General features: G+C 51.4%; 12 protein-coding genes. 2 read left to right on the forward strand and 10 right to left on the reverse strand.

The genetic code is table 11. The features are described from left to right. Positions 1 to 171 precede the first annotated feature (171 nt). The 8 genes from B036_RS31200 to B036_RS0126045 form a co-directional block, all read right to left on the reverse strand. Complete coding sequence (locus B036_RS31200) at positions 172 to 1,497, reverse strand: sensor histidine kinase (RefSeq protein WP_020571660.1); 1,326 nt, start codon at positions 1,495 to 1,497, stop codon at positions 172 to 174. 9 nt (positions 1,498 to 1,506) lie between these two features. After that, entirely contained in the window at positions 1,507 to 2,880 is a 1,374-nt protein-coding gene (locus tag B036_RS0126015; protein WP_020571661.1) for a sigma-54-dependent transcriptional regulator, read from the reverse strand. Positions 2,881 to 2,987: 107 nt separating this feature from the next. Next, entirely contained in the window at positions 2,988 to 3,365 is a 378-nt protein-coding gene (locus tag B036_RS0126020) for a hypothetical protein (RefSeq protein WP_020571662.1), read from the reverse strand. Between the two features lie 108 nt (positions 3,366 to 3,473). Beyond that, complete coding sequence (locus tag B036_RS0126025; protein ID WP_044103866.1) at positions 3,474 to 4,655, reverse strand: ABC transporter permease; 1,182 nt, start codon at positions 4,653 to 4,655, stop codon at positions 3,474 to 3,476. 12 nt (positions 4,656 to 4,667) lie between these two features. After that, positions 4,668 to 5,993 carry an ABC transporter permease gene (locus B036_RS0126030; protein WP_020571664.1) on the reverse strand — a complete coding sequence of 442 codons (1,326 nt, stop codon included), beginning with the start codon at positions 5,991 to 5,993 and terminating at the stop codon, positions 4,668 to 4,670. 122 nt (positions 5,994 to 6,115) lie between these two features. Then, a complete protein-coding gene (locus tag B036_RS0126035; protein ID WP_026232363.1) occupies positions 6,116 to 6,781 on the reverse strand; it encodes an ABC transporter ATP-binding protein in 666 nt (221 codons plus the stop codon). A 291-nt stretch (positions 6,782 to 7,072) separates the two neighbouring features. Then, positions 7,073 to 8,623 carry a TolC family protein gene (locus tag B036_RS0126040; RefSeq protein ID WP_020571666.1) on the reverse strand — a complete coding sequence of 517 codons (1,551 nt, stop codon included), beginning with the start codon at positions 8,621 to 8,623 and terminating at the stop codon, positions 7,073 to 7,075. A 203-nt stretch (positions 8,624 to 8,826) separates the two neighbouring features. Next, on the reverse strand, positions 8,827 to 10,074 hold the full coding sequence (locus B036_RS0126045) for an efflux RND transporter periplasmic adaptor subunit (RefSeq protein WP_020571667.1): 1,248 nt from the start codon (positions 10,072 to 10,074) through the stop codon (positions 8,827 to 8,829). 208 nt (positions 10,075 to 10,282) lie between these two features. On the opposite strand from B036_RS0126045, the gene B036_RS0126050 reads away from it, so the two are divergent. Continuing rightward, positions 10,283 to 10,756, forward strand: a complete 474-nt coding sequence (locus tag B036_RS0126050) for a hypothetical protein (protein ID WP_020571668.1) — start codon at positions 10,283 to 10,285, stop codon at positions 10,754 to 10,756. A 24-nt stretch (positions 10,757 to 10,780) separates the two neighbouring features. On the opposite strand, the gene B036_RS0126055 is transcribed toward B036_RS0126050, so the two are convergent. Further along, positions 10,781 to 11,371 carry an STM3941 family protein gene (locus tag B036_RS0126055; RefSeq protein WP_020571669.1) on the reverse strand — a complete coding sequence of 197 codons (591 nt, stop codon included), beginning with the start codon at positions 11,369 to 11,371 and terminating at the stop codon, positions 10,781 to 10,783. Between the two features lie 131 nt (positions 11,372 to 11,502). Between B036_RS0126055 and nudK the strand changes: the two genes are divergently transcribed. Beyond that, positions 11,503 to 12,087 (forward strand): GDP-mannose pyrophosphatase NudK, encoded by a 585-nt coding sequence (gene nudK, locus B036_RS0126060; protein ID WP_020571670.1) that lies wholly within the window; start codon positions 11,503 to 11,505, stop codon positions 12,085 to 12,087. A 144-nt stretch (positions 12,088 to 12,231) separates the two neighbouring features. Here nudK and B036_RS0126065 read toward each other — a convergent pair whose 3' ends face one another. Beyond that, positions 12,232 to 12,936 carry a nucleotidyltransferase family protein gene (locus tag B036_RS0126065; protein ID WP_026232364.1) on the reverse strand — a complete coding sequence of 235 codons (705 nt, stop codon included), beginning with the start codon at positions 12,934 to 12,936 and terminating at the stop codon, positions 12,232 to 12,234. Positions 12,937 to 13,056: the final 120 nt, after the last annotated feature.

The raw sequence follows: 13,056 nt of genomic DNA on the forward strand, positions 1-13,056 counted from the left end.
CGCTGTTGCCTCCGTAGTATTCGCTATCTTGCTACCGATGAAAAACAGCCTGATCGCCACTTTGCTGGCAACATTCTAAAAGGAGGAGCTCCGGAATTTTCCACCTTCCTTGCCCGACCGGAGTGGTCTGTAAGGAAAGACGTGGTATATCCGGCGAGGTTGCTTTCTTAGTTAAAAGGTCACCCGTAGCCGGGTCCAGCCATCTTCCTCCGTGGAAAGTTGGTAGGTAGTTTTGTGGGCTTCAAGAATTTCCCTGGTTAGGGTTAGTCCTACCCCTTGTCCGGTAGGCTTCGTGCTGAAAAAGGGAGTGAAAATGTCCTGAGTGGCACTAGCTGGAATGCCGGGCCCGTTGTCGGCAATGATAAATCCTTTAGGAAAACGGGTGGCCGAAATATGGATGTTCCCTCCGGAGCCAATGCTTTCCCGCGAATTGGTAAGGGCATTGATAACGACCTGTTCGAGTTGGGCGGCATCAGCGCGTACGATCACCTCCGTTTCGGGCAGGTCGTAGGATAAATTGATGTTATGATTTGCCAGCACCGTAGTCATTACATCGCCGGTACGACGGAGCAAATCGTTGAGATTTGTCCGCTGGTGGTCCGGATTAGGTAGGCGAACTACGCGGGCGAAATTCCGCATGAACGTGGTCATGTTTTCTGCGCGGTTGATCACGACCGGCAGGTAATCCTGGTTGAGTTCCATAAGTCCTTCTTCTCCGTCGGTCGCTGCTTCCAGCAAGCTGCGAAGTACGGAGATGATGGCGGCATTAGAGTTGTTGACTTCGTGGGCCATCATGCGAATAACTTTGCCATAGGCTTCTTTTTCGGCGGAGAGAATGTCGGCAGTAACGTCTTGTATAATGATAAATCCGCGTTCGAATCCCCGATCAATAAAGTTGGCGGTTTCTACGTGGTAACGGCGATTACCGGGGCCGGTGATGACCTGGTCGGTACGGGAGACCTCTGCGGTCGCCTGGTCATCAGGTTCGGAGGAAAGGGTTTCGGGGCGGGGCCGCAGGTGCAAAAAAGGCCCCAAAATAGCATCGTGGAAGCCTTCTACGTTCTTGCATTGCCGCTGCATCCAATTATTCATGCTGCTGACTTCACCATCGTAATCCAGAATGACCACCCCCAGCTCGGCTGCGCCAAGCAGCCGGTCGAGGAATTCTTCCTGTTGGCGGCTGTTGACCCGTTCTTCCCGCAACTGGTCAATCATCCGGTTGTAGACTTTGCCAATCCGGTCCATTTCGATGCTGCCGGTAGGCAACAATTTTACCGAAAAATCCTGATCCTCCAGCGCTGCGGCGCCGCGTCCCAGCAGTTGCAGCGGAGAAATGATGGATCGGTATATCCGGTAAGCAATGTAGGCGGATCCGAGAAGGACCAGCTCGGCCAGCAGGACGTATACGCCGTCCCCCTCTAAAAGGTAAAAAGCCAGGACTCCCAGTGCCAGGTGGAGAACGGTCAGGTACAGAATGTATTTGAGGGAGGAGGACATGGCTGCAATCTAACCAATATCATACTTCTCTAACCGCCGATAAAGCGCCGCCCGCGTCAGCCCCAACTCCCGCGCCGTAGCGGCAATCTCCCCGCCGTTTCGGCCCAGGGCCGTTTTAATCATCTTGATCTCCATTTCTTCCAGAGTCATTCCGCTGGGGGCAAAGGCTTTGTCGGTAGGGGTATTCTGTTCCCTGCTCATATCCTCAACCTGGATGGTGGTAGCTGGAGCAAGAATGGCCGTACGCTCCACCAGGTTTTGTAGCTGGCGGATATTGCCGGGGAAGGGTTGCTTGCGGAGCCAGGCGGCCGCCTCGCGGCCGAAGGTCAGCTTTGGCCGGTCGTACCGTTTTTTAGCACCGGCAAGAAAGTGTTCCGCCAGGGGAACGATGTCGGACGGCCGCTCGCGAAGCGGCGGCAAGATCAGGTGGATCAGGTTGATCCGGTAAAGGAGGTCTTCCCGAAAAGTACCTGCTGTTACCATCGACTGGAGGTCCCGGCTGGTGGCCGAGAGGATGCGCACGTCGGTCTTCCGTACTTTGGTATCCCCCAGCCTAACGTACTGTCGTTCCTGGAGCACGCGCAGCAGCTTCACCTGCGCTGCCGGGCTGAGATCGCCGATCTCATCGAGGAAAAGGGTACCTCCTTCGGCCATTTCAAACCATCCCTTACGGTCCGTTTTGGCGTCGGTAAAGGCGCCAGCCTTATGGCCGAACAGTTCGCTTTCGAAAAGGGCTGGCGGTACACCGCCGAGGTTGACCGCAATGAAGGCCTTCGCCGCTCGCTTAGAAGATAAATGGATGGCTTCGGCGACCAGTTCTTTGCCCGTGCCACTCTCCCCAGTAATGAGAACAGAGGCCTGGGTGCCGGCAACGCGTTTGGCCTGATCCAGAATGTTTGTCAGTGCTTCAGACTCACCGACAATGGCGGAGAAAGGCGAGGTGTCTTCGCCTGCTTCTCCATCAGAAACTGCACCTGCGCCCGCGCCCAGAAAATCATGACCCGCGGGAAACTTATCAATCTGGATGGCTACCGCATTCAGTAACTCCCGGTTGTCCCAGGGCTTAGCGATGAAGTCTTTAGCACCAGCTTTCATCCCCTCCACGGCCAGTTGAACGGTGGCCCAGCCCGTCATCTGAATGACGGGAAGGTTAGGGTATTTTCCCATGATCTGTTTCAGTAGCCCCATCCCATCTTTACCACTTGTATCAATGGTGAAATTCATGTCAAGCAACACCAACGATGGTCGCTTATCCGCGATGGCCGGTAGTGCCTCCTGCGGCCGGTGTACGCTTGATGCTCGGTAGCCGGACCGCTTTAGGAGCAGTTCGAGGCTGGAAGCAACCATGGTGTCGTCGTCGATGATGAGGATGGCGTGATTCACAGTAAGGGAGGAAAGAGGTAAGGGGTAAAGGGGATTGCGTTAAGAATGACGGGAGATTTCCGCGAGGGTTGCCAAGATGGGCAAAAAGAGTTGGTTCTGGATTAGATCTACCAGTCAGTCGCGGATTTCTTGTTTTTTTTAGCTGCCTGAAGCCGGTCTTTGATCATTTTGCCTTTAGCTTTTGCTGACGCGACCGCATCCTCATCAAGGGTATCGGTATACATGGTAATCTGCTTAGCCTTAGTATTGAGTTGAATGGTGAGACCATCCTCTTCATAGGTGGCTATCCCCAGAATGGTACGGGTTTTAGGTTGACCGGTGAGCTGATTATAGCACCATTGCAGATCTGCCAACCGATGCTTGTCAACTTTTACTTTGAACTCGTAATTTTCGTCAGAAAGGGTTTCTGACAAGGTCATCTTGTAGTTTTGAGCGGATAAAGTGATAGAAAAAAGGAGGATGAGAAGCGAAAACGCGTATTTCATTTGTGGATAATTTTGGGAGGATTGGGAGAAAAAAATAGGGTAGTTAGTAGTGCTGCCGCACGAGCGTCACGAGCACATCCTTGCGGCAGCATTGCTTACTACCTGCTATTACCCTTCGTGCAGAACATCCGCAGGATGCAGGCGGGAAGCCAGCCGGCTTGGTATCAGTGCACAGATCATCACGATGGTTAGGATGATAACAATGGAACCAAGAATACCCCAGTAGAAGAACTTATCGTCGATGGGTAAGAGGTCAAGTAACGGTACCTGAATCGCGAAAAAAGTACCGATCAATAACCCGCCGAGGGTAACGATCAGGGTTTCGAGGATAAACTGGCGCGTCACCTCACCACCCGTGGCGCCCATGGCCTTGCGTAGACCTATTTCGGACCTGCGGCGGTTGATCTGGGTAAAGAGTACCCCAAATAAACCCAGTGCGATGTTGATGAGCAGGAAACCAGAGATGATGACCATGATGGTCATTGGAATAGTAATGGGTTGATTGGCCTGCACACGCTCGTTGGCGAGCCGGTTGATGGTTACGTCGGGGCTTTTGGTCAGCAGTGCTACCCGCTTGTAGATGTCTTCTTCGAGGCTGGCGGGGGCACTTGGGGTAACCCGAACCGTCAGGTACTCAAGCGGATCTTCCGCTTCGTCGAGGTAACGATCAAAAAGGAAGACCAGCGGTTCATTCCGGGCGAAATTGCTGTGGTACTTGAAATCACTGGTAATACCGATGATTTTGCGATCAATACCATTGTATACCATAATGGTATCGATCAGGCTTCCGCCCGGAGAGCCATACCGCTCTAGAAAAGCCTTGTTGACGACCATAGTGGCGGTCTTGGCAATTCTGTCTTCAGCAACAAACCAGCGACCTTCCCGAATATTCAGCTTAGCCGTTTCGGCGTAATGCTCATCGGGGAACATGATCATGGCACTGATATTTTGTCCGTTATGCTCACCTCCTGATCGCCAGGTACTCCCACCGAAGGGAGTTACCGGGCCCAGAAAGGCGACGTCTTCCACATCGGGCAGACTCCCGATTTCACGCAGGATGCTTTCCTGCAATTGGTGGTTTCCGGTGGAGTCCAGGTCATCGGGGATGTCAAGTTCCACCTGCCAGGTATTCTCGTATTCGAAGCCCAGCGGAGAGTTGTACCGATCCAGGTTAAAGAAACAGAATCCGAGTACCCCGAACAGGACGATAAACGCCAGTAAAATTTCCAGGAACAAAAGGCTGTTGGCCCGCCGCTTGTTCCACATGAGTTTGAGTAAGTGACTAAACATGGTGGTGGTTTTTTAGCGAAGGGAGTTAGCAATATTGGTCCGGCTCATGCGGTAAGCGGGGATAAGACCCGATAACAGCGCAAAAACGAAGATCAAAATGATGAAGTAAACAAAGACCATGGGGGAAAGGGAAAGGCTCACCTTCGATAGTAAGTCGTTTTTGTTGATGTATTTAATCAAGCCAATGGCCAGCACTGCGCCAATGATGCCCCCGATGAAGGTCAATACCAGGTTTTCGAAAATGAATTGCCACAAAATATCTGATGGGTTGGCACCGAAAGCCTTACGAACGGCAATCTCCCCCTTGCGCTCGAATACCCGGCTTACGTTGAGGTTGACAAGGTTGATTAGTGGCAGCGCCACAAATAATAAGAGGAGTATGATCAGCGGAATATAAAGTAGCCGCTTAGCCTTGGCGGCGTCCTCTTCCTGCACGATGGATTGGGCGAAATACTCAAAGAAGTTTGCGTTGTGTAGTTTTATTTGTTTGTACCAGGACTCAGGGGGCAGTGGGTAGTTTTCGGCCAGAAAATTAAGTTCTTCCTGGATGGCTTTGGTACCTGCCGGTGAACTTGCTTTTAACACTGCATTGAACGGGCCATACAGTTCCTCCTGCGCCAGCTGTCGGGCGTCAATGGTAAGCAAAGGCATAAATACATCACCGTTGATGTATTGATCATCCATTAAAGGACGGGCGACCATCCCCTTTACCCGGAAAACCCGTTCATTCAGTACCATTTCCCTGCCAATGACCGAAGCATCGTCAGTACCGAAGTATTCAATGGCGGCTCTGGTGGTAATGACTGCCACCTGATTAGCCTGGGTATTGTCCTCCTGAGTGAAAGGCGAACCTGCTTTAAATTGAAAATCAAAAACATCCCAGTAGTTTGCGTCGACGTAGAATGTCCGCAGGTTGATCTTACGACCTTCAAGGTAGACATCCGTCTGGTAGTTATTCGAAAGGAAAGTGTAGTTCTCCGCAGAACCGATCGTTCTTAAATTCTGATCCAGGAACTTATAGTTCAGGTTATTCGTAGAGTTGGAATTGTTATTGTTGAAATCAGTTGTCGTGTCGTAGCGCATTTCACCGGATTCCATCAGGACGGAGTCAATTGTATAAATGGTATCAATACTCTCCACACTTCGTTCCATGTAGTTGATGAAGATGTATTGGTCCCGGTCAGTCATCGGTGCATTATTCCCGATCGAGGCATCGGCCATAGAGCTGATCACCATCAAAATGGTGAGCGTAAAACTGATGCCAAACAAACTAACGAACGTATAAAACGGCTTCCGCTTTAATACCTTCAGTGATAGTAGCAGGTAGTTCTTAAACATGATTTTTTCTTTTATGGTTAGTGAGCTGGGAGCTATTATATCCCTTCCTGGCCGTGCGCTTCGCGGCTGCCTGCGGCGGTCCTGCGGGGAGGAGAACCTTGTGCGATTCGGTGGGTGAACTGCTAGCTTACCCGCTCCCCGTCGCTCAACCGAACCAGCCGGTGGGTTTTCTTCGCCATACGCTCATCATGGGTTACCATCACGATGGTGGTGCCGAGCTCTTCGTTCAATTTCAGCAGAATGTCCATAATCTCATCCCCCATGTGGCTGTCGAGGTTCCCCGTAGGCTCATCCGCAAGGATGATGTTGGGCTTCCCGACGATGGCACGGGCAATAGCTACCCGTTGTTTCTGACCACCGGAGAGCTGGTTGGGAAAGTGCGTGGCCCGGTTGCTTAAGCCTACGCGGGCAAGCGCCTCCAGACTGAGCCGCTTGCGCTCCGAGCCACTCATTCTGCGATAGAGCAGAGGAAGCTCTACGTTGTCTACCACTGAAAGGTCATTGATGAGGTGGAAGCTCTGGAAAATGAACCCCAGTTGCTCGTTCCGAAAACGGGCAATAGCATTACCATTGTATCCTTCAATTCGCTGGCCAGCCAGGCTGACGGTACCTTCACTGGGCTCATCGATCAGGCCCATGATGTTAAGCAAAGTAGACTTTCCACAACCGGAAGGTCCCATAATGCTGAGAAATTCACCGGAAGGAACCGTCAGGTTCATTTTTTGCAAAGCCAGGGTCTCAATGGTGTCGGTCCGGTAAGCTTTTCCTACGTTGGTTAGTTCAATCATAGCGTTGCCCGCAGGCGTTTGGTTGGTGGAAATGGTTGGTTGGCTGGTGGTCATGGCTGTTTTTTTAGCAAGGAGAAGAGAGATACAAGAGAAGAAAGAGACAAAAAACAAGAGACGCGACCGTTCACTCGCTTTGCTCGCTCACCTTTAGAGGAGGAGAGACAAGAGAAGATTTCAAGACTCCTGCTTCTTATCTCTTACTTTCTAGCTACCCCACATTTGGGGCGAGCGAGCGAAGCGAGAGAGTGGTGACAGCTCTTGTCTCTCTTTACTCTTGCTGCTTGTTTCTCTTTACTCTCCAAGCGGCTTGTTATTAATAAAATCCCAGAGCGTCAAGCGCGCCAGGCTGGCATAAGTGAACCAGTAAGCCCGCAGCGTAGCGGCGTAAGCCCTGGTATTTTGGTCCCTGAATTGCTGGGCAAGGGTAAGTTGTGGAAGTGGGATAGCACCGAGTTTGTAGCTCTCCTGGCTGATGCGGAAACGCTCGTTGGCCAGATCACGAATCTCGGTGGCGAGGCGAAGTTCTTCCTGCACCGTGCGCCATTGTTCCAGTAGTTGTACCAGTTCGGTGCCGAGATCCATTTCTGTCCTGCGGGCCACTTCTTCTGCGATCTCCCGCCCGGTAGCGGCTCTTTTGGTCAGGGCCTTTCGCTGCCCCCAATCCAGGATAGGGAGGGAAAAATTGACGCTGAGAATGCGTTCGTTTTGCGGGTCGCTGTAGATTGGTGCCAGCTCCTGATCGTTGCGAACAAAGCCGAAACCAGCCTCGATGTCAATACGTGGGCCAAAATCACGACGAATACGATCCTCTTCTCTTTCCGCTTCCAGTGCGCGCTGTTGAGCGGCTAAGATTTCCGGCCGGCGATTGGTCATCCGGTTCAATGCATCGGCCGCTGAAATACCTACGGCGACTTCTGAAGAAGGCAGCTCCGGACGGAGTAGCTCCCGATTGTAAGGCCGTCCCAGTAAACGAAAAATGGCGGCAGAAGCAGCGGTCACTAATCGTTCAGAACGTAGTAAGTTTTGTTCAGCACTGGTTAGCTCCAACTGTAACTGAACCAGATCCCCCCGATTAATTTTCCCCAAATCGAAACGTTCCTGCGCTACGGTATACAATTGTTCGTTGGCAGCCTTATTCGTTTCGGCAATGCGGCGTTCCTGATCGGCGTTCACCAGGTCGAAAAAACGATCGGTGGCCAGCAAGGCAGCTTCGGCCCGTGCGGCGGTCAGCTCGCGCTCATTGACCGTCTTTTGCAGGGGTAATAGCTTTCGATCCCACTTCCAGGGGTTAAACGCCAGGATGGGCTGACGGTAGAAAAGGCGGATTGGCGAACCGTTGTAAAACTTATTGTCCAACACCAGGTTGTCGGTGCGCTGCAGACGGCTTTCCAGACTAATGGTACCACCTGTGCCGGCGATGCGCTGTTGGGCGAAGAGCCCTACAAATGAGTTGTTGAGTTCAATTTCACGGAAGGCTACCGTACCGTCATCCTGCGTCACCTCCGTGGAGGTACGGAAGTAATTTGGCAGGTTGGCCACCAGGTCCAGCCGTGGCTTCAGCCCTGCATTGAAGCCGGTAATGGCCAGGTTCGCGGCATCCAGCTGCTGCCGGGCGATGAGCACATCAATGGCACTTTGGGAGGCCTGCTGCTGTAGCATTTCCAGCGTGATGCTGTTTTGGGCGCGAACGCCGGTGCAAAGGATGGTAAAGGAGCAAAGCAGGAACAGCAACGTTGTTACCATCCGAAAAGCACCCCCTCCCCAACCTCGCTTCACCAGGGAAGGAAATTCGAAAGCGCACTGCGCTTTTGGGGTGATGGACTTATCTGAAATGTTAGTCATTGCTAATTAAATTTTGACTTAAAAGCCTGTTCTTAATGTTTCACTGAAGGCGAATGAGCGAAGCGAAATAAGCGGCATGTATTGCTTCCTCTTCCTCCGTGCTTTCTCTGTGCCTCCCTCCGTGCAGCCCGCTGTGAGAACCCAAGCCCTTTGAGGGCAAATGAGCGAAGTAAAGTGAGTGGTTAGTTATTCTCCTTATAACCCTACTCCTTAAGCTGAAAGGAATTCATCCGCTCAAAGTCCTCCATATCGGAAATCACGATCTTGTCACCAGCAACTAATCCACTGGTGATTTCGACATAGTCACCATTCCGTAATCCGGTGCCGACCTGCGTTCTTATCACTTCGTTGCCACGAACGACGAAGATGGATTGCATTTTTCCACCCCGGAAGGCAGGCCCGTTGCGAACCCTAAGCACGTCTTTTTGATTACTGGCGATTACGTACAACTCTGCCCGGAGATTGGGGCGTAGGTTTTCGTTGCTGGAGTCTTCAATCTCCACCCTGAATTTTATGGTGTTGCCCGTTACTTCAGGCAGAATATCCGTGATGACGCCGGTTAGCTTGGCCCTGGCCAACCGCAACTCCACCGGCAAGCCAATCGCCAGTTGTTCAGCGTAACGATCCGAACAAGTGCCTTCAATTTTGTACCGGCCAAGGTTGGCAATCCGAGCCAGCGGAGCACCTTCCTCTACCCGCTGACCCAGGTTTTCGTTGACCCAGGTGATTACGCCGGCGCGGGGAGCCCGTACCTCGGTTTCTCTAAGCTTGCGGCTCAGTTGCTGGACTTCCTTTTCTTCCATACCAACTTCCAGTTGCAAGCGCCGTTCCCGGCCCGCCAGACTGTTGCGGCTGTAAGACAACTGGTTGTCCAGTTTATCCGCTTCCAATTTCGTGATCTTAACCGCCAACTCCGCGGCTTCCACTTCTTCTGCCGTGGCACCTCCTATCTTAAGCAGTCGCTGCGCATCGCCGAGGCGTGCTTCCGCAGCGGCGAGTTCAAGCTTCTTTATTTCAGCATTGTAACCTAGCTCCTTCAGATCGCGCTGGTATTCCAGTTGCAAAAGCCCGATGTTGTTTTCCTTCAACGATAATTGATCCCGGCGGCCATCCAGCTGGAGGCCAACGTAATCCCGGTCGAGTTTCAATAACACGTCACCGGCTTTCACTTCAGTACCCGTAGTCAGCAAAACCTCGTCGATCGTGGTCGAGACCGGCGCATTTACCTGCTCCTCAAAAGCAGGCAGGACCAGTGCGGTAGAGTTGATGGTGTTTGCAACGTCCCCCTTTTCAACGGTGGCAAAACGAAGGGTGTCTTCATCCGCCGAAGGACGAAGAAGCCTTAGCCCGAAATAAATTCCACCAGCCGTTATCAGCGCAATAAGCAGCCATCTAAAGATGCGTCCGTTACGCTTTTTTCCAATGGTGGCTTGGTCAATTTTACGATCCATGCCAGGTTATTGCCAGAAACGTGCCAGAAATTAAACTGTTTGTTTATAGCACTTAATATATATTGCATGTTTTAATGTGTTCGTTTGCGTACACGGTCTGTCCGAATTTGTACGCCGATAAAGCAAAGTAGATGAATCAGTTATGCTGTTTTTTTGCGAACATTATTGATTTTAGGCTGCTTTAGTTAACGAATAAACTATACAAACAATGAAGACTATCGCTTTCCGTTATGGGTTGATTTTTTTTAGCGGCTTAATGGCCATTTTTCTTATCAGCTATGTGCTTGGCCAGGGGGCTAACTATAATCTCCGTTACCTCAATGGTGTACTTCACATAGGCATTTTGTACGTCGCGATCAACCGCCTGAGGGCCAAACAGCCGGAAACACATCAGAATTACGTCAGCGGCGTTGCGCAGGGTATGTACACCGGTGGCATTGGTACGATTCTCTTTATGGCTTTCATTGTGTTGTTCCTATCCCTCAACCCTGATTTCCTGGCGAGTATTCAGGAAGCAACGGGTTTTGGTGACCGTTTGACGCCGATCATGGCCGGCGCGCTAATCTTCATGGAAGGTGTTGGCGTCAGCCTTATAGCTTCTTACCTGCTTACCCGGGTAATTGACAACAGAATTGAGAAGAGTCAGAAGGAAGCTGGTATGACTTATGCGAGCAGGGAGTAACTCCATTTGTAAACTAAGCGCGGGTTACACCTTACGCCACTCTTTGGACACTGAATTTTTTAACGTCAGGCGCAGATCATCCGGCAGTGCCCGGAAACCCTTTAACTCGTTTTGCAGCAGGGCCAACAGCTCCTCATGCTTCATCTGCAGGTTGTTTGTCGAGATGGTGACGGGTGCGCCGTATCTTTGAAAGTTTGCGTTTAAGCTCTTTTGTGCCAACGTCCCTGCTCCACGGGAAATATATTCCTCCGGATTATTTACGTCTACAAGAATAAAGTGATTACCCAGTACTGATGTGGACCTGAACTCAAGTATGTCCTCCCAGTCGATCCTCCCAATACTGATACCCGTCGAATGATCATGAACACCGCTAGTGTCAATGCGTATGGCAACCTTGTTTTTACGAACCATTCGAATGATAAAAAAGGATGCTGTCATGGTCATGATAAGACCTATCCATCCGACCAACGCAACAACCCAAGTTGCTACGGGCAAACCCTGAAGACGCTCCGGACCCGTTATGTACCATACGCAAAGCCCCATGAATCCCACTGAGGCCAGCAGCAGAAAGAGGAGCCTGGTTTTCTTGAAGGGGACGTCGATGGGGTAGGTCATGAATTGACATGGGCTAAATAAAACGCCCCCAAACAGTTATACTTCGGAGAGTTGGAGGAAACAACACACAAGGTAAAGGATATACCACGTTGTCAAAAAAAAACGGTATCTCTATATTTTAATTTCCGCCAATGACTACATTTCCTGAAATAAAAATTCTGAAAAACGAAGTCCTTTCGGACAACTGGTACACCCTCAGAAAAGTCACCTTCGATTACCGTAAGACAGGCGGAGCATGGGAACGCATGGAACGTGAGGCCTACGACCGGGGCAACGGTGCCGCTATACTTCTGTATAACCAGGACCGGCGAACGGTGATCCTCACGCGGCAGTTTCGAATGCCGTCCTACGTCAACGGTAATTCTGACGGCATGCTCATCGAAGCGTGTGCCGGCTTACTCGACGAGCACGAGCCCGAAGATTGTATTCGTAAAGAGACCGAAGAAGAAACAGGCTATAAAGTCAGGGATGTTCGTAAGGTATTTCAAGCCTATATGTCTCCCGGCTCCGTCACCGAAATTCTCCACTTTTTTGTGGCGGAATACGCCGCAGATATGAAAGTCAGCGAAGGCGGCGGTCTCGCCGAAGAACAGGAGAATATCGAGGTGTTGGAATATGAATTCGAGGAAGCTTACAACATGATCAGGAAAGGTGAGATCATTGACGCGAAAACGATTATGCTCTTGCAGCACGCTAAGCTGGAAGGGCTTGTTTAGTACGTGGTAAGTAATAAATAATCACCACCACCGGGTCAACCCTGCGCCTCAAATGAACTTACCTTGCACCTGCGACCGCGCCCTTAGAAAAGGGGGGAAGGATAAAAGGGAAAAAAGGAAGGCAAAAAGAACACCTGTCTGGTTTTACTGATTGAACTTAAATCGTAGAAAATCCTCCTGTGCCCGGGCAAAATCTTCCGGGATACCAATATCAAGGAAGTAGCCCTCGTCAGCAAGGCCGTAAAGTGGGAAATCTGCCACTTTGGCCCCGAAAAAATCACGTTCGAGCGAAAAAGCGCCCTTTAAACCGGCCTGGGCAAAGGCATCGCGCTGGAGAAGGTAAACACCCCCGTTGATCAGGCCTTCCTCAACTGCCTCCTTTTCGCGGAAGGCCGTGATTCGTCCGTCTCCATCCACTTCCACCCGGCCGTACCGCGAAAAATTTTTCATCGGGCGTAACGCCAGGGTTGCCAGCGCACCGACTTGCTGATGCAGCGCGTATTGCCGGGCGAGGTCCGTAAGGAAAAGGGAGTCCCCATTGGTAACCAAAACAGTATCACCGCTTGTATAGGGGAGTGCGTTGGCAATCCCGCCGCCGGTACCCAACGGTTCGGTTTCCAGGGCATACTGAATGGGGCGATCATGGTAACAATCCCCGAAGTGCTCCTCGATCATCTGGGCCCGATAGCCGACGGAAAAAACGAAGCTATCAATACCTCCACGGATCAGATGATCCAATAGATATTCCAGGAAAGGGCGACCGTTGATGGGGGCGAGGGCTTTGGGCTTGTCGGCCACGACGGAGCGCAGTCGTGTTCCGAAACCGCCGGCAAGAATAATAGCTTCCATAGTGAGTTGGTGGGTTTCTGAGTCACTGAGTTGCTGCCGCACGTTGGAGGCGGTACAGCGTGTGATAAAGGAATGTCGAGTCGAATACTTGTGAAAGTGTGCTACAGATAAGGTGAGCGG

The organism is Neolewinella persica DSM 23188 (assembly GCF_000373105.1).
Lineage (GTDB): Bacteria > Bacteroidota > Bacteroidia > Chitinophagales > Saprospiraceae > Neolewinella > Neolewinella persica.